The organism is Leucobacter sp. L43 (assembly GCF_016597785.1).
Lineage (GTDB): Bacteria > Actinomycetota > Actinomycetes > Actinomycetales > Microbacteriaceae > Leucobacter > Leucobacter alluvii.
The window spans coordinates 501,700-522,984 of record NZ_JAENJG010000003.1 but is presented as its reverse complement, the minus strand read 5'-3'; the positions used below and the strand labels follow the sequence as shown (position 1 = coordinate 522,984).

The 21,285-nt window shown below is 64.2% G+C and carries 14 protein-coding genes; 11 read left to right on the top strand and 3 right to left on the bottom strand.

Annotated features, from left to right (window positions below):
- Positions 1 to 22 precede the first annotated feature (22 nt).
- Positions 23 to 649 (bottom strand): hypothetical protein, encoded by a 627-nt coding sequence (locus JE033_RS14360; protein WP_200332536.1) that lies wholly within the window; start codon positions 647 to 649, stop codon positions 23 to 25.
- 166 nt (positions 650 to 815) lie between these two features.
- Between JE033_RS14360 and JE033_RS14355 the strand changes: the two genes are divergently transcribed.
- The 6 genes from JE033_RS14355 (at position 816) to JE033_RS14330 (ending at position 4,444) form a co-directional block, all read left to right on the top strand.
- Positions 816 to 1,496, top strand: coding sequence for a GAP family protein (locus tag JE033_RS14355; RefSeq protein WP_234037538.1), 681 nt, complete (start codon positions 816 to 818; stop codon positions 1,494 to 1,496).
- Positions 1,497 to 1,536: 40 nt separating this feature from the next.
- Positions 1,537 to 2,601 carry an AI-2E family transporter gene (locus JE033_RS14350; RefSeq protein WP_200332534.1) on the top strand — a complete coding sequence of 355 codons (1,065 nt, stop codon included), beginning with the start codon at positions 1,537 to 1,539 and terminating at the stop codon, positions 2,599 to 2,601.
- A gap of 147 nt (positions 2,602 to 2,748) precedes the next feature.
- On the top strand, positions 2,749 to 3,138 hold the full coding sequence (locus tag JE033_RS14345; protein WP_200332626.1) for an SHOCT domain-containing protein: 390 nt from the start codon (positions 2,749 to 2,751) through the stop codon (positions 3,136 to 3,138).
- A 47-nt stretch (positions 3,139 to 3,185) separates the two neighbouring features.
- Entirely contained in the window at positions 3,186 to 3,680 is a 495-nt protein-coding gene (locus JE033_RS14340) for a DUF1269 domain-containing protein (protein WP_200332532.1), read from the top strand.
- Positions 3,681 to 3,746: 66 nt separating this feature from the next.
- Positions 3,747 to 4,103 (top strand): YidH family protein, encoded by a 357-nt coding sequence (locus JE033_RS14335; RefSeq protein WP_200332530.1) that lies wholly within the window; start codon positions 3,747 to 3,749, stop codon positions 4,101 to 4,103.
- A 32-nt stretch (positions 4,104 to 4,135) separates the two neighbouring features.
- Positions 4,136 to 4,444 carry a DUF202 domain-containing protein gene (locus JE033_RS14330; protein ID WP_255537077.1) on the top strand — a complete coding sequence of 103 codons (309 nt, stop codon included), beginning with the start codon at positions 4,136 to 4,138 and terminating at the stop codon, positions 4,442 to 4,444.
- Between the two features lie 50 nt (positions 4,445 to 4,494).
- Here JE033_RS14330 and JE033_RS14325 read toward each other — a convergent pair whose 3' ends face one another.
- The gene (locus JE033_RS14325) at positions 4,495 to 13,950 is read right to left on the bottom strand and encodes a DUF5979 domain-containing protein (protein WP_200332526.1); all 9,456 of its coding nucleotides are present in this window, start codon (positions 13,948 to 13,950) and stop codon (positions 4,495 to 4,497) included.
- 199 nt (positions 13,951 to 14,149) lie between these two features.
- Between JE033_RS14325 and JE033_RS14320 the strand changes: the two genes are divergently transcribed.
- From JE033_RS14320 to JE033_RS14985, 5 genes are all read left to right on the top strand, one after another.
- Positions 14,150 to 15,538, top strand: a complete 1,389-nt coding sequence (locus JE033_RS14320; protein ID WP_200332524.1) for a hypothetical protein — start codon at positions 14,150 to 14,152, stop codon at positions 15,536 to 15,538.
- Positions 15,539 to 15,617: 79 nt separating this feature from the next.
- Positions 15,618 to 17,285, top strand: a complete 1,668-nt coding sequence (locus tag JE033_RS14315; RefSeq protein ID WP_200332522.1) for a solute carrier family 23 protein — start codon at positions 15,618 to 15,620, stop codon at positions 17,283 to 17,285.
- Between the two features lie 25 nt (positions 17,286 to 17,310).
- Positions 17,311 to 17,793, top strand: coding sequence for a DUF6325 family protein (locus tag JE033_RS14310; RefSeq protein ID WP_200332520.1), 483 nt, complete (start codon positions 17,311 to 17,313; stop codon positions 17,791 to 17,793).
- Entirely contained in the window at positions 17,780 to 18,139 is a 360-nt protein-coding gene (locus JE033_RS14305) for an SHOCT domain-containing protein (protein ID WP_200332518.1), read from the top strand. The genes JE033_RS14310 and JE033_RS14305 overlap by 14 nt, the downstream gene beginning before the upstream one ends.
- A 111-nt stretch (positions 18,140 to 18,250) precedes the next feature.
- Positions 18,251 to 20,818: a LuxR C-terminal-related transcriptional regulator gene (locus JE033_RS14985; protein ID WP_370567983.1), complete on the top strand. Its 2,568-nt coding sequence runs from the start codon at positions 18,251 to 18,253 to the stop codon at positions 20,816 to 20,818.
- Positions 20,819 to 20,833: 15 nt separating this feature from the next.
- On the opposite strand, the gene JE033_RS14295 is transcribed toward JE033_RS14985, so the two are convergent.
- Entirely contained in the window at positions 20,834 to 21,274 is a 441-nt protein-coding gene (locus JE033_RS14295; protein ID WP_200332514.1) for a DUF6325 family protein, read from the bottom strand.
- Positions 21,275 to 21,285 lie beyond the last annotated feature (11 nt).

Here is a 21,285-nt window from a genome sequence, read left to right as displayed (position 1 = left end):
AGCGGGGCGCCAGATCGTTCCTTCAGATCTTGATGGGGAATGTGAACGTGATGATCATCCCCGTCAGCGAGGCGACCGTCGCCAACGCGAGGAGCAGTCCAGCGATTCGGCTGGGAATGCTGCGCTGCGCCAGAGCGGTGAGAAACAGCACAAGCGCGAATAGCACCGTCATGAGCGAGTAGTTGTCTCCCCGCTGATTGAATATCAGAGCGTCGGCGAACTTTCGATCGGCGCGCTCCGTCAGTGCCCGCGCTTCCTGGGCGCCGTCCGGAACATACTCCGTGCGCGCAAAGGGACCGTTCTCGCTCATGCCGTCAGCTCGCCAGGCCTCGAACGCTGTTATGAGTCGGGGTGTGAACCGCTGCTCGATGTATCTCGCTCGGACTTCGTCGCCCGTCAGGTCAGCGACGGCCCACTGTGCGTACACCGTGAGATCGAACTGCCGAGCGTCCCGCGCCTCGCCCTCAAGATTGCCGGCCTGAATGCGGGCACTTGAGGCCTCACTGAATGCGATAGACATCTCCCCGCCCCATTTCGAGGCTTGAAATCCGCACCACGCCGTCAACACCGCGGTGATCGAGAGGAGCAGCACGGCCATGATCTCTTGGCCGCGGCGAACCCCTGACGAGCCGACTTCCTCGCTCCCCATCCTGATACTCCCTTCCGTCAGCACTTTCAGTACGCGCATTGTCGCCCGTCAGGGGTGATCGCCGCGGACGCGGTCACTCGCATCGGGTGATGATGCATGCACGTGCTCGTTGGGACCGGGGCGCGCGAGCCGACCGCAAAGTCGGATGGTCTGGATCGAGGGCACCATGGCGGAACTCGTGAGTTCGGTGATAGGCGAGCTGCTGCCACTGGCGGTGGGCGTCGCTATCAGTCCTGTTCCCATCATTGCGGTCATTCTCATGCTGTTCGCATCACGAACGACGGCAGCCGGCCTCTTTCTCGCCGGATGGCTGATCGGTGTCATAGCGATCGCCGCCATCTTCACCGTGATCGGCGCGTTTCTGCCTCGATCAACGCTCGGCGAGGTCCACCCGATCGTCGGAGTCATCAAGTTCGTGCTCGGGGTTTTACTCCTGTACCTTGCCACGCGGTCTTGGCGTCGTCATGCCCCGGACCCGAAGGATCCGCACATGCCGAAGTGGCTCGACGCGATTGACTCGATACCTGCTCGCCGGAGCTTCGCGCTCGGATTTCTTCTCGCTGCCGCGAATCCGAAGAACCTGCTGCTGGGAATCGGTGCTGGCACCTCGATCGGCGCCGAAAACCTAACGGTTGGCGATCAAGCGCTGGCGATTGTTGCATACACGCTCATTGCGGGCTCGACCGTGCTCATCCCCGTGCTCGTGCACCTGACGGCGGCGAACCGCGCCACTCCGCAGCTTGCAACCGCGCGCACGTGGCTCACGCAGAACAACGCCACGATCATGGCCGTGTTGCTGCTCATCAACGGCGTCACCCTCATCGGGAAGGGGATCGCGAACCTCTAGACCCGCTCATTCGGGATCGGTGCCACGGAGGCCGCACATCATGATGAATGCGAATCGCAATCGGGAAACGACAGGCGCGGAGGCGGCATCTCGTTCGCCCGTTCGTATCCTCATTGCCTGCGCTGCCGCCGTCGTAGCGTTGGCGGGAATCCATCTCGCGCGCGGCGTCGTGACGCCACTGCTGCTTGCGCTCGTCCTCGTCATTACCCTCGAGCCGATGCGCCGTCGTCTCATCGAACGTTCAATGCCACATTGGCTCGCCGCCGCGGCCGTCATCGCCACTGCCTGGTCAGTGCTGATTGCGTTGACCGTGCTGAGCGTCGCGATCGTCGCCATGTTCACCAGGGTCCTCGAGGCGCACGCGTCTGAGATTACGCTGGCCCAGCAAGACGTCGGCGCATTCCTCGAGTTTCTCGGGTTGACCCACGGCATCGATGACCTCCTCGCCGACTGGCTCAGCCCGCAAACCGCGGTGCTCCTCGCCTCTCGTTTGACACTTGTCCTCGCTGACGTCGTACTCGCCATCGCGTTCGTGCTGATGTACGTGGTATTTCTCGCGCTGGATGCTCCGCGCATCGATCGCATCGCAGCCGAATTCGGCCGTCGCCAAGCGACTCTGCTCCAGTCGTTGCGAGCGTACGCCCGCTCAGTTCGCCGCTTCATGCTCGTGAACACAGTGTTCGGTGCGGTCGTCGCGGTGCTCGACGGGCTCCTGCTCTGGGCGATCGGAGTGCCAGCGCCGTTCGCCTGGGCTGTGTTGGCCTTCATCACGAATTACATCCCGAGCGTCGGATTCCTCATCGGTCTCGCGCCCCCGGCGATCCTGGCGTGCGTGCTGATCGATTGGCAGACGGGTCTCCTCGTGGTCGCGATCTACTGCGTGATCAACGTCGTGCTGCAGACATTCGTGCAGCCGAGGTTCGTGAGTCGCGCAGTTCAGCTCAACCTCACGATCACCTTCCTTTCGGTCGTCTTCTGGGTCCTGGTCCTCGGTCCGATCGGCGCAGTGCTCGCTGTCCCGATGACGTTGCTCGCCCGAACACTCCTTCTCGACACCGGTGAGGAGTCGAAGTTCGCGCGCTGGGTGACGGGCGACGAGCGCTGAGCGCGCTCAATCGACTTGGCCATCGAGTAGGCGCGTACGCCGCTTCGCGCATCACCCGTTTCGGGTGTCATCGCTCACACGAGACGAATTCTCAGGATGAGAATGAGCACGAACCACACCGGTTCCACCGACGAAAGGCGGATCACCATGAGTTTCTGGGGCAGTCTCTGGGACATCATCTGGATCTTCTTCTGGAGCTTTGCATTGCTCGCGTACCTGATCGCATTGTTCACCGTGATCGGAGACCTGTTCCGCGACCGAGAGCTCAACGGATGGTGGAAGGCACTCTGGTTGATCTTCATGATCTTCCTGCCGTTTCTCACCGTTCTCGTCTACCTCATCGCCCGAGGCCGCCACATGGCTGAGCGCAACCAGAAGCAACTCCAGGAGGCGCAGGCGGCGACCGATCAATACATCAGAAATGTCGCGGGAGGAGGAAGCGCCGCTGACGAGATTGCCAAGGCGAAAGCGCTGCTCGACGCAGGAACCATCACTCAACAGGAATACGACGCGATCAAGGCGAAGGCGCTGCTCTAGAGCACACGAGCGCGCTGCCGCCTACCCACTACGAAGGGAAAGAAACTGTGGCCGATCTCATTGTCATCTCATTCGACACGCTCGAAGATGCGGAAGGTGCATTTGAAGAAGTACAACGCCTGAATAGCGACCTGGTCGTCGAACTCGCGGGTCTCGCGCTCGTCACCGTCGACGATGCCGGCAAAACACGAGTGCGCACTCCCGACTCAAGCACCATGGTGGGCACACGAACCGCGAACGGTGCACTCTTCGGAACGCTGCTCGGCGTGCTCTGCTTCGTACCGGTCGTGGGCCTCGCGATTGGAGGCGCGCTGGGCGCGCTTTTCGGAGGGCTGGAAAAGGCCGGAATCACCCGAGAGTTCCGGGAACGAGTCAATACCGCTGTATCGGAACAGCGACCGACGATCGTCGTCTACGCGCTCAAGCTCACCGAGGACAAGTTCGGCGAAGCGCTCGCCCCGTTCCGCGGCTCGGTGGTGCAAACCTCGCTCTCCGAAACCCAAGAGAAAGAACTTGCCCACGATCTCACCGGAGCGCCCTGACGCGACGCCGAGCGGAGCGATGCTCTGACGCAAGACCTCCACCGGAAGGCATCGGAGCATCACACCATGAGTCGTTTTCCACGAAACGTGTATGAGCGGGGGTCTGATCCAGACCCCCGCTTCAGTCTGGCCAATGAGCGGACCTTCCTCTCGTGGATCCGCACCGCGCTCGCACTGATGGCTGGAGGCGTTGCTCTCGCCGCGCTCCCACTGGGAATTCCACGCGGCTTGCTGATCGCCAGTGTTGCGATTCTCCTCGGTCTCGGCATTGCCGCGCCAATCTACGGATGGTTCTCGTGGATGCGAAATGAGCGCGCCATGCGTGAATCCAGGCCTTTCGGCGCGCCCTCCCCGGCGATCGCCATCGTGTTGGGGCTCGTGCTCGTGGGAATCCTCGTCGGCACGGGGTTGGCTATTTCGTGAGCCGGCCGACTGCTACGGACGAGGGCCGCCAGATGGAGCGGACGATGATGTCTTGGTTGCGCTCGACGTTGGCGCTGATCGTGGGCATTACTGTGACCATGCATCAGGTCGCCCCGGACTTCGGTGTTGTGCCGGCGTCGCTGCTCGGTCTTGTGGGGACCGCGCTATCAATCGTCTCCTATTCCACCGCCCACGCGCGTTTCATTCGTTCGGGCGGAGGGCTGCCCAACGGTACCCGTTTCGCCCAGCACTCGAGCCTCCCCCTCCTGCTCCTCGCACTCGCCGCCGTAGTCGGCGGCCTCTGCGCGACACTGTTCGCCGCTCGCATGCTGCTCATGTGACGCTCGGCGCGAGACGCGGCTCGCTGCATGTCTGCAGCGAGCCGACGAATTCAGCGACGTTGACGACGTCGCATCAGCGCGACTGCCACCATTGTCCCTCCACCGAGCAGGAGAACCGCAGCGATTCCGGTGAGCGTGGACCGGTCACTGGCGCCCGTGCTCGGGAGCGTCGGTTCGAAGCGATTATCGACGGTGATCCGTGTGGCGTCGCGAGCGCTCACCACAACTGGATTCACCGCGGTCGCACTCACCTCGACTGCGGCCGCACCGCCTGCGTCGGTCTCCTCTGCCCAGCATTTCGCTCCAACGGGCAGCCCGTCGATGCGGCGGGTTTCACCCGCTGAGATGCGCACCTGCTCCGCGTCACGGGCGAGATGCGCATCATTCTCGTCACCGCGATCGAGCACGCAGGTGACCTCGACCGTGAAGATCTTCCCGCGCGCGTGCTCTTGCGCACCGCTCACCGTCTTGATCAACTCGAGGGAACCGAGCTCATACGTGTTCGTCGCAGTGATGGTGAGCTGCTGAGGCGTGCCTGCAGGGCCCACGACGACTGCGTTGTCGAACGAGTCGAAGTCGACCACCGCATCCGTGGCACCCGCTGAGTCGGTCTCCTCGCCATAGCAGCGCGTGCCGATCGGCAGCAGCACTGGCGATCCGGCGGCATCGACGACATCTACGGTCTCACCGCCCCGGATTCCGATTTCGGCGTCGTACAGTGCCACGCGTTCGTCACCGACCTCGACCTCGCACGTCACCCGAACGGTGAATCGAGCGCCGGTCGCCCATGCAGTCTCGGCACCTTCTCCTCTGAGCTCTTTCGTAACCTCAAGCCTGGCGAGTGAGAACGTATTCAGGAACCCGGCGGTGACGATGGTTTCGACGCCATCCTCCTGGTCGGAAATGGTCACCGTCACGGGCGGTGGCACTTCATCGGCCCCGCCAGTCTCAGTCTCCGTGACCACACACTCGGCGCCGACGGGGATCCCCGTGATCGTCTGGCTGCGGAACGGCCCCGATCCCCCGTCGGTCTCAATGATCAGCTCTTGCTCGATCACCGTCTGCCCTTCGACCGTGCAGACCGTATCGAATACGAACGGCCCGGTTCCGAACCCTGCCGCACCGGGGCCCGTGACCTGCTTCAGCACGTCGAGCGCTCCCGTGCGGAAATCGTTCACGACGTCCACTCGCACGGGAGCATCAGTTCTCGCATCACCGACCCGTACGATCTCAGGTGTCACCGTCGCCTCGGTCGCTCCCCCGTCGACGGTCTCAGTCACCGCGCAGTCTGCACCCGTCGGCAGGTTCTCGACGAGCCAGACACTGCCCGGCCCGTCTCGGGTGAGCACGTGCGTATCGTCGTAGACGGTATTCGGAACGGCGTCGGGAAGCGTGCATACGAGTCTGACTTCGAAATCGCCGAAGGCACCGCCCCAAACATCAGCACCGCTTCCGGTGACCGACTTCACAATCTCGACCGAGCCGACCGGGTAGAAGTTGCTCACCGTGACCACGGTCTCTATCTGGTCGTCGATGTCCGGCTGCAGCTCGAACTCGACGGCGTTCGTCTCGCCCAGATCCGCAATCTCGTCGTTCTGGGCCAGTTCGATCGAGGTTTCCGCACCTCGAGCCGCGGTCTCCACAACGGTGCAATCCGCGCCAGCAGGCAGCCCGGCGAACTCGCGGATTCCGCCGTCGCGGAGGAGGAATCGCTCCTCGAGCACCGTCTCGCCTTCGAACGTGCAGACAGCGGTGAAAACGAACGCTAGATTCGTCGTGATCGCAGCGCCGCTCTGGTCCACAGCGTCAGTAGCGACCTCCTTCGTCACGGCGAACCCGGCGTCGAGAAAGACATTCGTCACCGTGACAGTGATGTCGGCCTCTCCCTCAGCCACGATCACGGGATCTTCGGCGGTCGCACTGATCTCGATCGCCGATGCGCCCTGACCATCCGGCTCCTCCGCGAAGCAACTGGAGCCGATCGGAATGCCGCTGAGTTCGATTTCTTCGCCGCCCTGGAGTTCGATCCGCTCGTCGTCAAGGATCACGATTGGGCTGTTCCCGTCGCCGCGATTCAGCGCGCAGGTCACGAAAATGGCGAAGGTCTTGTCGTCCGCGTACGAGCCAGCATCACCCGAAACTGCTTTCGCAACGACCAGTTCACCCAGTTCGAACGTATTTGTCGCGGTGATCTCAATCGGCTGCGGTTGGTCCTCGTCTGAAGCCTCAACGATCGCGGCATTGTCGAAGGAATCGAAGTCGACGTTCGACGACGTCGCCCCGGCCGAATCAGTCTCTTCTCCCCAGCAGTGCGCGCCGATCGGAAGCAGCAGCGCTTCCCCGGTCGCAGGGTCCAGAATGTCCTCCGTCTCGCCGCCGGTCACCTGGACCTCGCCCTCGAAGAGCGGCGTCCCGGTCTCCGTCAGCGCGCACGTCACCTCGATCGTGTACGTTGCGCCAGCGATGAGGTCGGCGAGTTCGGGATCACGGGCAACTTCGCCGTCGACCGCCTTTGAGACCGAGAGCGTCCCCGCAGTGAAGCGATTCTCGAGTTCAGCGGTGACCACCTGTGCCGCGCCATCCTCCACGTCCGGAATCACGACCGTCACCGGGTCCGGCAGCGCATCAGCACCGCCAGAATCGGTCTCGGTCACCACGCATTCACTGTTGACCGGCAGCCCGGTTACCGGGCCGGCGATCAATGGTCCCGCTGTGCCGTCACCGGTGATCGACAGCGTCCCCGCTCCCCCGCTGGCCGGGTCGAGCGCCACTCCATCAAGGCTGCACGCGTATCCGAATGTGAACTCGACGCCCGTGCTGAATTCATCGCCAGACCCGGAGATCGTCTTCGATACTTCGAAGCCGCCGACACGGTACTCATTGGTGACCGACACCGTCACCGGGCTCGCGTCTGTGTCAGCGATTCCGATGACCACAGGGCTCGGTGAGACGGTGACTTCGGTCGCTCCACCCGACGCCGGCTCGGTGATCACGCATTCCGCCCCCGTCGGCAGGTCGTCGACTCGCCAGGTCTCATCGGCCTCGACGACGCGTGTCGTGTCGAAGACGACATGATCTGCAGCGGCAGCCTGATCCCACGTGCAGGCGACCCGCACTTCGAACGCGGCACTCGCCCAGTCCGCGGCACCTGCGCCGGTCACATTCTTCGTGATTTCGATGGAGCCGACCGTGTAGCTGTTGGTCACGGATACGACAGTGGCGTGAGCTTCCCCGGGATCGGGATCGGGAAGCACGGTGAATTCTGCGATCACCCCGTCGACGCTCTGCACTTCCTCACCGTTCTCCGAAACGATGATGCCGGTGCTGGTGGAGCCCGCGCGATCGACCTCCTCGACCGCGCACTCCGCACCGACCGGCACCCCATCGACTACCCGGGTGTCTCCGTCGTGAAGCGTGAACGAGCGATCTGCTTCGCCGAGCGCTTCCTCGCCCAGGAAGATGCACGAGGCCGTGAAGCCGAACTCGGGATCGAACGCGACAGGCTGCCCATCCTGATCGACCGCACCGGGTTCGTTGACGAGCGCTTTGGTGATCGAGAACCCGCCGAGCTCGTAGACGTTCGTCGCGGTGATCCGCTCGAGCGCCGCACCGTCGGGAGCGCCATGATGCACATTCGGCACTCCGGAAAGATCTCGACGTGCGGTGACCGCGCCCGATATGGCCTCCGACCCCGCAGGGTCGTAGCTCACGGTGGCGCCCTGCGCCGTCTGTTCTTCAACGGTGCATTCCGCATACATCGGCACGTTCGTGCCCGCGCCGTAGGGCACCGGTGCACCGTCGGCGGGCACGCTCACGCTCGCCGCAGCGGCGCCCTCCGCGTCTACCAGCGCGACATCTTCCCCGCCCGAGGTGCACTGCACCGAGAAGTCGTAGGCGTCGGGCAGTGCCGCCGGCCAGGGGTCTGGATCGGTCTCGATCTGTTTCACGAGTTCGAACTCCCCGCCGGGAATGGCGACGCCCGAACGCACAGGCTCGACGGGCCCCTGGTAGTTGGCCTGATCGTCGAAGTCGGCGCGAGAACCGGCGGCAATCGCGTTCCAGGCGATCGGAAGCTCGCTCTCGGGGGCCTCCGGAAGTTGGAGCGGAGTCAGTGTGTCGAACGTGATGGACCCGGTCGCACCCGGGGCGAGGCCGCCGCCCTCCGGCCATTCGAACACGGTCTTGATCGCTTTGGCCTGGGCGAGTTCGTCAAGCGGGGTGTCATTGGTGAACGGAATCCACGCGCGAGAGGTGACGTCTGAATAACACGGATCATCGACGGGAATGCTCGTGCCGAGCGTCGAATACTCGATATCCGCAGCGTTGCACGCGAGCGCAGGTGCGCTCGCCAGGTAATAGAGCACCGGGACCGCTTCCGTTGCAGTACCTCCGGGCTGCACGTTACCGACGAAGACCGGTTCCCACTGCGATCCGCGGTTGGTGCCCACAGTGACACCGGTATCGCCGATCGCCGGGAGAACGTCGATGCCTGCGATGGCTCTCGCGGGCACGTTCCCGAGGTTCGTGAACGTGACTCGCCAGGTTTCGGTACCGCCCGGCCGCGTGATGGGAACGCAGGTGTTGCGGTAGAAGCCGTCGCCTGCATTCGGAGTAGCGCACGCGTCCGCGGAGTCGGAGTCGGCGGTGTTCAACACCCCCAGATCGTCACGATTCGCGTCGCCCAGTGGCGCATCCGGCACGCCCGCGTCGCTGCCCTGCACTGATTTCTGCAGACTGATGGGCGCCGCGGCCAGTGGATTGACCGCTGTATTCGCGGAGCAGTCGTCAACATCGTTCTGCAGTGTGTTCGCGACCCCGAACGAGGTCGACTCGCACGCGTCGAAGGTGCGATCGCTGGAGGCGGTGATCGTGTTTCCCACGGGGGTGCCCGGCGTGACGCCGTCCCTGAACTGCAGAGCTGCCGTGAGCGTGAGCACCTCTCCGGGCGCGAACACGAATCCGTCGGGAACACTGATCACGATCTGCCCCGTCTCCAGGTCGAGATCGCCCGAGAAGCCGCTCGCGTCGCGTTCCTCGCCCTCAGCCGACTCGAGGGTGAAACCGAACGTCGGCTCGATTCCCGGAACCGGCACGAGAAGCGATCCTTCAGCATCGGTAGCGACCTGGTCGTCGAGTTCGAGGCCGGTCATCGGCCAATCGCCGGTGTTCGTCATTGTCATCGTGTACGGAATGCGCGACGCCGGAGGAAACTGCTGCGATGCCGCACCGCCCTGACCATTGCCGGGCACCTTCGCGACGCTGATCGAATTTTGCAGATGCAACAGGCGCGTCGTGTCGCTCGCGTCGTCGTCGGCCGCCCAGAGCACACCGTCTTGCCCTTCCCATGCCCCGTCACCGTGTACGTCGACGACATCGCTCGTCGTGCCGGGCTCGAGCTCCCCCGGGGCGGCGGGTTGCCCGGGGCGCGTCGACGGGACCGGCACAGTCTCGGTTTCGCCGGTGGGGCCGACGCGCAGTGTCTCGCGCTGGTCCGCAGTGAACGACACGGTGACGATCGGGTTACTCGGCCGCTCCCAATTCGAGGCGTCGTCATCGGCACGAACATCGAAGCGAAGACCGCGGACTTCCGAGGCGGTGACCCCAGCCGGCAGCGCGGGATTCACACTGCCCGTGGATTCGGAACCTTGCCAATCTCCCGTCTGCCAGCAATCGGCGAGGTCGGCCGATCCATTGCAGATGTAGACGAGATCGCCGCTGCCCGGTTCGATTCCCCATTCGACCCCGGTGAGCACCGACACCCGCAACTGATGCACGTTTTCTGGCAGCGCTACCGGCAGAAATGATGCGAAGTCGAAGGCGTTCCAGAACGTTGGCTTTTCGTCGCTGATCGTGAGCATCGTCGTTCGAACGTTGCCGGTGGGTTGGCCGGTGAGGGTCACGGTGTAGTTCTCGCGCGGCTCGTTCTCGACGCGATCTGCAGCATCTGCCGAAGTCGATGGCGTCTGAATGCTCTTCTGTGCATCGACGCCGTACGTCGCGTCCGCGAATGCGAGGGTGTCTGTCGAGCTCGAACTCGCCGTGTCGATGGCGGGGTCCCCTCCTGGCCGGGAAACTGCACTGCCAGCCACGTTGGTAGCGAAGTCTTCCGTCGTCACCGGCTCCCCTGACGTGCGTTGAGACTCCCGCAGCTGGTAGGTGAGCACAACGCTGCTCGATTCCGTCGTTTGAATCGACACCCCCTCGGGATCGGTGTGCACCACCTCCACACCGACCACGTTCGCGAGCGCAGTGGGCGCCAGTGCCAGCGCCTCGGTGATCGAGATCGGCGCGTCGGGAACGCCGCCCTCGCGGGTCAGCACGACCGTTGACTCCGTAGCCGCCGCCGGAATCGAGATGGTCTCGATTCCGAAGAGGTTGAGGAACTCATATGCATCGGTGGGCGAGTCCGGCGCAGGGTCCGTAATCGTGAGTGACTGCACCGAAGCCTCGGTCTCGTTCCTCGCCGTCATGGTCGCGGTGGCGAGCGGGTAGTTTTGGGGCGCGGTTCCCACCGGCGGGATCGGAAGCGAGTCCTGATCGAACGTCTTCGTCACTGACGTGTTGGCGGCCGTATCGAGGATCGTGATCGGGTCGCTGTCTCTCTCGTCGACCGGCACGGGCCCCGCGCCGGAGATCTCAGCGGTGTTGTCGACGACGCCGGGCTGCCCCGAGTTGTAGGTCTCCGCATGCAGCGAACCGGTGACAGGCCTTCCGTCGGAGCGCGCGAAGTCGCGCAGTTCGAAAATCAGATCGAGCGCGCGGTCGTGATCGTACGACGGCGCTACGCCGGTGTCGGGTGCTGGGCCGGCGCCTGAACCGCGATCCGATCCCTCGGCGTAGGTCAGGCGCACGGCGCGGGTCGATTCTCGTTCAGCAGAGGTGAGCGCGTATCCAGCAAAAGCACCATCGCATGCCTCCTCGGTCGGGCATGCAGCGCCGGTCACATCGGTCCACGCGCCGGAGCCCGAGGCCGAATCGAATGCGAACAGTTCAACTTTCGACACCCGGTCGTAGCGCATCACGGGATCCGTCGTCTCGTCGATCGCGGCGATCTCGGTCAGATCCCACGCGTCGAAGGCCGAGTCTGCGATCGCCGCGTCGTCGAACTCCGGAGCAGCGGCAGGATCGTCGGTGATCGCCACGGTGTCGAAGGGCAACCCTTCCGTCGACCACGAGGTGCGAGCGGTTCGCCGGTCGCCGCTGAACGCAAAGAGCGCCTCACCGGGATCGATGATCCAGTGCTTCTCGAACAGATCCGGCCCGTCACCGCCGTCGATTGGCAGGAGATCGATATCGTCCGAGGCGGTGGCGGTGTTGTCCTCCGGTGTGACATCGTCGGGATTGACCACTTCGGATTCCGCCGTGTTCGCGACGTTCAGCGGGTTCGCCGTATCCGCAGCGTCTGCGACCGAACCGGACCCGTCGCGCAACTGGTCACGCGTCTCAACACTGATCGAGGGAACGACGTGGAACCCCGGCGGCAGTTGTTCCCCCTCCTTCGGCGTAAAAACGAACTGGATGCCTTGGATCTGTTCCCGGGTCACGGGCTGCGTGCCGCCCGGAATCGAGAGCACGAGTGTCCCTTCGCCGTCGAGCTGCGCCCCGGGCAGGGGCTCCCATGCATCACCGTCCCAGTAATTCGCCTGCAGGTCGGCGTTGGCGGGCACCCCGACAACGACACGGCTGAGATCGAAAGCGTTCCAGAATGGCGCAACCGCGTCTCCGGGCTGAGGAGCTGCAGGATCGCTCACGATGAGCTCATCGGCCCCGATCGTCGAAGCGTTCGCACCCTCGTCGTTCACCTTCGCGTCGAAGCTGACGTCGGTCGTGCTCCCGGGAACTGCCCAGAGCTCGTCGCGCGCAATGTTCTTCGTGATAACCGTTGAGATACGACCGGGCTGCCGCGTCACATTGGCCGAAGCCTCTTCTGAGCCCTGCTTGCCGGTTTCATCGGTAACGGTCGCGGTCGTCGCGTTCGTGCTCACCGCCTCCTCGCCGTCTTCGAGCGGCTGCGCAGTGACAGTGAAGGGCACGACGGCTCGAGCGTTCTGGATGATGGGACCCGTGAATTCGACCGTGAATCCCACGACCTCCGTCACATCTTGCGCGCTCGGATCGGGCAGCGTATCGGGGGCGCTCGTCGACAGTGTTTCGGTCGCGCCATCCGCATACACATACGTGATCTCGGCGCCGGTCGCATCCGCCGGCCACTCGATTCCGTCGGTGAATCCAGCGAATTCAAGACCCTGATCGGCGAGATCTGCGGCCCCCGGAGACGGCTCCTCGATCATCATCGAGGTGACGGGCCGGAAGCCATTGACCGCGGTGATGCTTGCAGTCGTCTGTTCACCGGCGAGAAGGTCGGGATCGGCGAACTCTTTCGATACCTCCACGACCGGGCCCGTGTTCGAAATCACGGTGTTTCCATCCGCGGTCTTCGGCACGCTCGAGGTATCGCGCAACTCGATGTTCGACGACGCAGTGTTCGGCACTTTGACGGCTTCCTCGACCGGGATCTCGAGCACGGCGTCGTTCGTGGCTGCCGATACGCCGATGAGCGCGGGCTGCTCACCGGAGGGCGGGAGTTGGTCGCCTGTTGAGGAGGTGAAGGTGAAGCGCAGTCCAGTGACTTGGGAGAGCGGGTCGACGTCGGGAATTCCAGACGGGTCCGTCGGAATCGGTCCCGTCGGATAGCCGACATGCCAGATGCCATCGTCGTCGAGCCACTCGATCTCGACCTGATCTGCACCGGCGGGCGGCGTGATCGAGGTGATTCCCGTGAAATCGAGGTACTCGCCGAACGGGCTCCCTACGCCGTCGGCGGGATCCTGCACGACGATCGCATCCACGGAGCGGTTGGACGCATTCCCGCCACCGATCGAGTAATCCACCGGCTGGCCGGGCAGCGCGGGAATGGGCGTGCCGTCCTGATGGTCGTCCACGGACTTCGTCACGGTTGAGTCGATCACCTCAGGCACGTCCAGCGCGATCGAGGCTGATGCAGTCTCGGGCAGCGCGTTGTCGGCGGTCGCGTTGGCCGTGTTCACGATGTCAGCATCGTTGTAATCCGCGCTGATATCGGTCGGAACCAGGGCGAACACTGTTACCGTCGCCCTCTGACCCGCGGGCTGCCCCGTTCCAGCCTCGCCCGGAGAAGTGAAATCCACGGTGAACGAATCATCTGCGACACTCACGGTATTCGAGCCGCCACCGGAGACGACGACAGGTTCGGGAACGGAGGGATCGAATACGAGTGGGGCAGGGAGCGCATCATCGAGCTGCGCGTTCACACAGGTATCGACCAAGTTGCTGTTGCAGGTGAGCTCGATCGTGTAACTCAGCTGCTCGCCCGGCTCATATGGCGATGTACTCGGATTCACTGCTTTCGTCAGCAGAAACACCGCGTCGTCTTCGGCGGCGAATGCCGCCGGTGCCGCACCGGTCGCGAACCCCAGGGCTACAGCGAGCGCGGCGGCTCCGGCCAGTGTGCGGCGAACGATCGACATGAGCTCCCCTTTGCGCATCGTCGGAACGACCGGGGGTGCACGACGACCCCGTCGTTCCGCGTCACACATTAATGAGGCGGCTGCACTGGAATGCAGATACCCACCCGTGAAGGGTGAGGGCTGGTGAGCGAACCCGCGAAATGCGATCGACTGGCCGCAGCACTACGAGTTGAGTAGCGGTTGGGCGAACGGGGACCTCATGCCAAATCAGCACGACATCGAGACGCTGCAGGCGTACGTGGCCGACCTCGAAGCGCGGAATCGAACGCTGCAGGAGGCCGCCGAGCATCCTTCGTCCCGTCGCCGTCCCGGTCGCGGTCGCTCCGCTCTGGCATTCGTGCTGGTGCTCGTGAGCGTCATCCTCGCACCCGTCGCCGTGCTCGGCACCTGGGCACGGCTCCAGCTCGTCGACACCGAACGCTTCGTGGAGACGTTCGCTCCACTTGCCGAGCAGCCCGAAGTCCAGGCATTCGTCTCCGATCAGGTGGTGGACGGCATCGAGGAGAATGTCGACATCGACGGGATGGTGGGCGAGGTCTTCGACGGCATCGCTCAGCTCGACCTCCCCCCACGCGCGTTGACCGCGTTGTCATTGCTCGAGAATCCGGCGGCAGCGGGCGTGCGGTCTCTGCTCGGATCGGGCGTCGAGCGCGTGGTTGTTTCTCCTCAGTTCGCACAGTTGTGGGAAACCGCGCTTCGTGAAACGCACCAACGCGCCATTGCCGTCATCCAGGGGGACCCCAATGCTGCGCTGCAACTCTCCGATGACGGCACGCTCTCGCTCGAGCTCGCCACCGTGATACGTGAGGTGAAGACGGTGCTCGTGGAGCAGGGGCTCGGATTCGCTGCGAACATTCCCGAGGTCGAACGCTCCATCCCGATTCTGAGTGCCGACTCTCTCGTGCTGGTGCGCTCGCTCTACCAGGTTGCGGTCTCGGCGGGCTACTGGTTGCCCTGGGGAGTGCTCGCGCTCCTCGTCGCAGGGGTCGTCGCCGCGCGCAAGCGCACGCGTGCGATTGCCTGGTCGGGTGCGGGGCTCGCGATGTCCTTCCTCCTGCTCGCGGCCGGCCTCGGCATCGGCAAGCAGGTCTTCGTGGGGGCCGTGAGCCCTTCGGTGATGCCTTCGGCAACGGCTCGCGTTCTGTTCGACCAGCTGACGCTGCTCCTCGCCTCGACAGTGCTGGCTCTGATCGTGCTCAGCCTTTTCATCGGAATCGGTGGATGGCTCGCCGGGTCGTCTCGTTCGGCACTGGCGATTCGCGGCGCCGCCGAGAGCGGGTTCGCCGCGGCCCGCAGCGCCGCGGATCGCCGCGGGATCGGCACGGGATCCTTCGGCCGAGCCGTCGAGCGGTGGCGCTCGGCGATCATCGTCGCTGCGATCGGGTTCGGCGTGATCCTGCTGTTTGTGCATCGACCGATCACTGTCGGCGGCGTGGTCGGAACGTTGGTCGCCGTACTCATCGTGCTGATGCTGCTCGAGATCGCGCGACGACCGGGTTCAGATTCGGAAGCCGGTGAGCCGATAAAACCTACGGAACCGAGAGGAATGAGGGATGCGAAGGAGTCCAGCGTCACCCTCGGCGGGTGAGCGGAGACATCTACGGGTTCCGATGCGAGACACGATGAGACGACGCGTACACGAGGATCGGGATCGACGGGAGCAGACCGTGCAACGACCACTGGTGGGCCTCACCCGATCGAACCTCATCACCGAGCTGCTCTCGGGAGTCACTCTGCTCGCCATCGCGATCCCGCTCAATATCGGTTACGCGCAGATCGCCGGCCTCCCCCCGACAGCGGGACTGTATGCGCTCGTGGTGCCGACCGTCATCTATGCGCTTGTCGTCTCGTCCCGGCAGGTGGTCGCATCCCCCGATGCCGCCGCTGCCGCGCTCGTCGCCTCGTCGATCGGCGGTCTGGCCGCAGCCGGCACTGAAGATTACATGACGATGGCACTCGCGCAGGCGATCATCAGTGGTGTCCTGTTCCTACTGCTGGCGTTCTTCAAGCTCGGCTTCCTCGCGAACTTCCTCTCGAAACCGATCCTGGTCGGCTTCGTCGGCGGATTGGCGCTTGACATCCTGGTCTCGCAGGTCGCGAAGATGCTCGGGGTGCAGATCGAATCCGGTGGGGAGTTTCTCGAGAAGCTCGGGGGCTTGCTCAGTGGAATCGGAACCGCGAATGGCTGGTCGATGCTGATTGCAGGTGTCGCAGTGGCGATACTTCTCGTGGGTCGCAAAATCGCGAAGGCGGTTCCATGGGCGCTGGTGGTGATGGTGGTTGCCACGATCGTCGTGGTGGTGGCTCAGTTGGATCAGCAGGGCGTCGCAGTGCTCGGCGAGGTGCCTGCGGGCCCTCCCACGCTCACCTGGCCTGTGCTGACGTGGTTGGAGTGGTTCGCACTTGTTCCCTCGGCGATCGCCCTCACGCTCGTCACCACCGCCGAGGGCCTGCTCGTCTCACGCGCATACGGCGAGAAGCGCCGCTACACCACGAAGCCGAATCGTGATCTCTTCGCGTTCGGTCTCGCCAACATCGCCGCCGGTGCGCAGGGGAGCTTCGCGATCGGCTCGTCGACCAGCCGCACCGCCGCCATGGATCAGGCGGGATCGCGCACACAGCTCCCGTCGCTCGTGCTCGCCGTCGGCACGCTCCTCCTCCTGCTCTTCGGCACCGGGCTGCTCGCCGATATCCCCTCGCCGGCGATCGGCGCGATCGTCGCCGTGGCCGTGCTGCCGCTGCTCGGTGTCGCAGAATTCATCCAACTCTGGAGGCGCGACCGCTTCGAGTTCATGGTCGGCGCGATATGTTTCGCGGTGACCCTCTTCGTCGGATCGATTCCCGGCATTCTCGTCGCGTTCGTCCTCGCTCTGATCAACCTGGCGAAGCGCGCCGCGTCCCCCGCCATTGATGTACTCGCCGCAGACGACGATCCGCAGGAGTCGCTGCTCGACGACGCCCCACCAGGCTCCATGACGGCGCCGGGAGTGATCGTGATCCGCATCGCCGCTCCCCTGTTCTTCGCCAACGGGGCCGTGTGCACCGACGCGGTCAAGCGAGCTGTCACGGCCGCCGGCGAGCGAGAGGTGCGCGCAGTCGTCATCGACATGGAGGCGGTCACCGACACCGACGTCACGGCGGCTGAAGCCTTCGAAGGGCTCACCGGATGGCTCGCCGACCGAGAGGTGCTGCTCGCCTTCAGCCGACTGCGCCCCGCATCTCAAGACAGGCTCGCGCGACTGGGCATTCTCGACGGACAGCGGGTCTTCGCCACGAACCGAGCCGCAGTGGCAGCACTTGCGGAACCCGGGATCGATCCGGAGTCGACTTCGTGACTCCGGAACTTGAGAAAGGAAACTCATGACCCACTTCCGATACGGGCCCGTCGAGCTCTATCTCGTCGGTTTCACGGGCGAGGTGCCAAGCCCCGAGGTGCGCGCAGCACTCGGAGATCTCCTCGACACCGGTCTGGTCCGTCTCCTCGATGTCCTTCTGGTGACGAAGTCGAATGACGGAGCCATCGAGACGATCGAGGTCGACGCTGGTGGCGCCCTCGATCTGAACGGTGCATCACCGCTTGCCTCGGGTCTCATCGGGGCTGAGGATGTCGAGAGCCTCGCAGAGGCCATCGCCCCTGGCAGCTCTGCGGCGCTCGTTGCGCTCGAGCTCACGTACCAGCGCGAGCTCGCCGAGAAGCTCGCCTCTTCAGGAGGAGCAGTGCTCTTCAGTGAACGTGTTGGCGCCCCCATCGTCAACGCGTTGCTCGATACCGCCGAGGAAGCGCTAGCCGAGCAGTCAGTAGTAGTCGAGCAAGAAGAAGGAGACTCACATGCCCATGCGTAGATTCGGTCGGCCCGGGCTCCTCGGATTGGCCGCACGTACCGCGGTGGTCGCGGGCACCGCTTCAGCGGTTTCCAATGGTGTGGCCAATTCCAGGCAGCGCAGATCTCAGGCGGAGTACGAGCAGCAGCAGTACGAGGAGGCCCAGCGGCAGGCTCAGGTCGACGAGGCAGCGCGGAATGCTGCGGCGCAGTACCAGCCGCCGCCCGGCACGCCTTCCGCTTCCGCCTCGGCTGCTGCATCGGGAGCCAATATCGCGGAGCAACTGCAGCAGCTGTCCGCGCTGATGCAGTCCGGAGTGCTCTCCGAGGAGGAGTTCGCCACTGCGAAAGGGAAACTCCTCTCGTGAAGCTGGAGGACTTTCCCCGGACGCGTATCGCGCCCCCCGCGCTCAGCTGTGACCCGCCGAAGATGAACGGCACCCTGTTGCACAGAGCGTGTCCAAAGCTACACTGAGGCCATGTCGCACGGGGAAGCGCATCGCGAAAAGTGGATCCGTCGTGCGCCCCCTCAGCGTCAGCGGGCTCATATCGACCGCCCACGAGTCGTCGCTCTGATTGAGCATCGAGTCGATTCGAACGAGCCGGTGCTTGTCCTTGCACCCAGCGGTTACGGAAAGACATCCGCCGTGAGCGAGTGGGCCTCGGCGCATCCGGGCCGCGTCGCTTGGCTCACGCTGGGCCCGCTCGACACGGACAGCACCCGCATCGGCATCGAGATCGTGCACGCATTGCAAGAGCTTGCGAAAGCCGATGCTACGGGCGACCTCCAGTCGCTCCGCGCGATCGCGTCAAGGGATACCGATCCGGCAGCGCTGTTCGGCCTCCTCGTCGATGCGCTGCGAGAGGTGCGGTCGCCCGTCTATCTCGTCGTCGACGACGCGCATCGCGCTCGCGACCAGATCCGGGCGGGTCTCCTCGGAGCGCTCATCGAGTTGCAGGGCAGTCCACTCCGACTGATCGTCATCGGCACGAGTTATCTTGAGATCGCACTGAACAGGCTCGTCCTGAGCCGCCCGCATCTCATGATTCGTGCGCATGATCTCGCATTCACTATCGACGAGATCACGAACCTGTCGAACAGTCTCTCGCTTCCCGCCGATCCGCAGACGACGTTCGAAGAGACTCAGGGCTGGCCGATTGCCATCCGCCTGGTGCAGATCACCGGTGTTCGTCCGGGCGCGAAGCGAGATCCGGACCAGCTGCTCTTGCGTGAGTACGTCAACGATTACCTCCTCTCCTCGGCCCCTCCGGAAATCGGGGAGTTCGCCCTCGTCACGTCGGTGTGTGCCGAGATGAGCGCAGACCTGGCCGCAGCTGTTTCCGGACGAAGCGATAGTGCGGAATTGCTTGAACGATGCGTGCGCCTCGGACTCTTCATCGATCGTTATGATGCGCCCGGGGGTCCGGTGTATCGCTGGCACGCAGTATTCGCGCGAAACTGCCGAGCGATCCTGGAATCGACCCGACCGGAGCTCTTCAGCACCGCCAATGCACGTGCGGCAGCGTTCGTCGAGCAGAACAGCCCCTTTCTCTCGATGTCATATTCGTTGCAGGCGAATGCAGTCGAGAGGGCGATCACGACGATGCTCGAGCACTGGCCGGAACTGGTCGTCGGGCCCGATTCGCGGGCGCTTCTTCGTTGGTGCGCTTCGCTGCCGCAACCCTTCGACGACGATCCGCGCGTACTGCTCGTTCGGGCCTGTGCTCAAGACATCAGCGGAGCGAGCGAAGTGGCGCGAATGCTCCTCGCCCACGCGGAGGCGCGTGCTGTGCACCTCGCCGATCGCAGCGAATACGAGATGATCCGTGTGCAAGTGCTCTTGCAGCTCGCAGTTGAACGCGACGAACTCGCGCGCATCACAGCCCACGCGCGCGACCAGCTCGAGGCCCCGATATCAATGTCGGCGCGCTCTCGCGCAGTGTTCACATACCTCTTGGCGTTCGCCGAGCTCAAATTGCACCGCTCGCCCGAAGTCACCATCCAGCTGTTCTCATCGGCCGCATTGGAAGCCGATGCCGTCGGCAATGACGCGCTCGCTCGTCGCGCGCTCGATCATCTTTCGTACGCACTGGCATGGGCGGGGCAGCAGCAGCAGGCCCGCGTCGTTCTCGAGGGTCGTGAAGACACCGGAGACGTTGCGCCCGGGACGGGGAACGATGGAGCGCCAGCGGCTGCGGCGGCCGCTGCCGGGCAAATCGCCTACTGGGGTGACGATTTGGAACGCGCTCGGACCGAGTTCACGCGCGCCCTTCGGGCCGGCGATTCTGAGCTGGCCATCCCCAGCATGGCGCGAATGATGCTCGCGTTCACCGCCGCAGCTTCCCGCGACGCTGAGTCGTGCCACCGGGCCGCACAAGAATTGCAGGCGCCCCCTCACTTGAAGGAGCGAGAATCGTCGTGGTCCGTTTTTCAGAATGTCTCCCGCGCCGCACTCCACGAAGCCGCCGGACATCGTGCACAAGCTATGAGAGTGGTCGAGCATTACACCGATTCGACTGATGTTCCGCTCGTCGGCGTCCTCCTGTCCGGGATTGCGCTGCGCGCTGGCCGAGTGGATCTCGCAGCGGAGATGTTGGCTCGACTGGAACAGCACCTAGCCGCTTCGTACATCAGCGCGATGAAGCTCGTCGCGGATGCGCTCGTACGTCAGCAGCGGGGCCTCGAGGCACCCGCTCACGAGTTCGTCGAGCAGGCGCTCGAAGTCGCGTCCGCCGAGGGGATCCGCCGCCCGTTCTCCGGGGCTGGGGTTCCCATGCGCAAATTGCTCACCGAGCACTTGGCTTGGGGCACTCGGTACGAGTATTTCATCTCCGAGTGCTTGTCCCTTCGTGCCGCTGCTGGCCCGCAAGATCAGCTCTCGGAGCGCGAGAATACGGTCTTCTCGCAACTGCGCACCACAAGGACGATGCACGAAATCGCCGAAGTGCTCGGGGTCTCCATCAACACGGTGAAGACGCATCAACGGTCGATCTATCGCAAGCTCGGGGTCGCCAGCAGGCGCGAAGCGGTGCGCTTCTTCTCGTAGTCGACGTCGCGATGTTCAGCCCTCGAGCGCGATGTCAATCGCCGCGTTCACTGCCGTGCCTGGAATCTGCACGGTCGCAACGAGCACGCTCCCAGTGTCGAGTACTCGTTCGGCGAACTCCCGCGCCCATGTGGGTTCGAGGGCGACGACGGCCGCAGTACTGGCTCGTGGGACGCACTGCGCAAGCACGTCCAGGTCTTCCTCCGAGATCAATCCCCGAGCGTGCAGCGTGAGCCTGGTCAGATTGGGATCCTCGATCTCAAGCTCACGAAACCCCGTCGTCCCCGTCGCTGACCTTGCGACGAGGACGACGTCGAGAATTCGAACGTTGCCGTGGCATACGAGCTCTGTCAGGGCGGCGAGCAGGTCAGAGGGAGGATCAGCGGCAGCGAACGAGATCACGTTGAGTTCGATGGGCCCGAAGGCGAAGCCTGCATCCGACGGTCCCAGACTCATCTCTCCAGCCC

What these genes read in the sequence shown, in the direction of transcription:
- JE033_RS14360 (WP_200332536.1), bottom strand. Translation starts at nt 649, where the DNA reads ATGGGGAGCGAGGAAGTCGGCTCGTCAGGGGTTCGCCGCGGCCAAGAG.
- JE033_RS14355 (WP_234037538.1), top strand. Translation starts at nt 816, where the DNA reads ATGGCGGAACTCGTGAGTTCGGTGATAGGCGAGCTGCTGCCACTGGCG.
- JE033_RS14350 (WP_200332534.1), top strand. Translation starts at nt 1,537, where the DNA reads ATGATGAATGCGAATCGCAATCGGGAAACGACAGGCGCGGAGGCGGCA.
- JE033_RS14345 (WP_200332626.1), top strand. Translation starts at nt 2,749, where the DNA reads ATGAGTTTCTGGGGCAGTCTCTGGGACATCATCTGGATCTTCTTCTGG.
- JE033_RS14335 (WP_200332530.1), top strand. Translation starts at nt 3,747, where the DNA reads ATGAGTCGTTTTCCACGAAACGTGTATGAGCGGGGGTCTGATCCAGAC.
- JE033_RS14330 (WP_255537077.1), top strand. Translation starts at nt 4,136, where the DNA reads ATGGAGCGGACGATGATGTCTTGGTTGCGCTCGACGTTGGCGCTGATC.
- JE033_RS14325 (WP_200332526.1), bottom strand. Translation starts at nt 13,950, where the DNA reads ATGTCGATCGTTCGCCGCACACTGGCCGGAGCCGCCGCGCTCGCTGTA.
- JE033_RS14320 (WP_200332524.1), top strand. Translation starts at nt 14,150, where the DNA reads ATGCCAAATCAGCACGACATCGAGACGCTGCAGGCGTACGTGGCCGAC.
- JE033_RS14310 (WP_200332520.1), top strand. Translation starts at nt 17,311, where the DNA reads ATGACCCACTTCCGATACGGGCCCGTCGAGCTCTATCTCGTCGGTTTC.
- JE033_RS14305 (WP_200332518.1), top strand. Translation starts at nt 17,780, where the DNA reads ATGCCCATGCGTAGATTCGGTCGGCCCGGGCTCCTCGGATTGGCCGCA.
- JE033_RS14985 (WP_370567983.1), top strand. Translation starts at nt 18,251, where the DNA reads ATGTCGCACGGGGAAGCGCATCGCGAAAAGTGGATCCGTCGTGCGCCC.
- JE033_RS14295 (WP_200332514.1), bottom strand. Translation starts at nt 21,274, where the DNA reads ATGAGTCTGGGACCGTCGGATGCAGGCTTCGCCTTCGGGCCCATCGAA.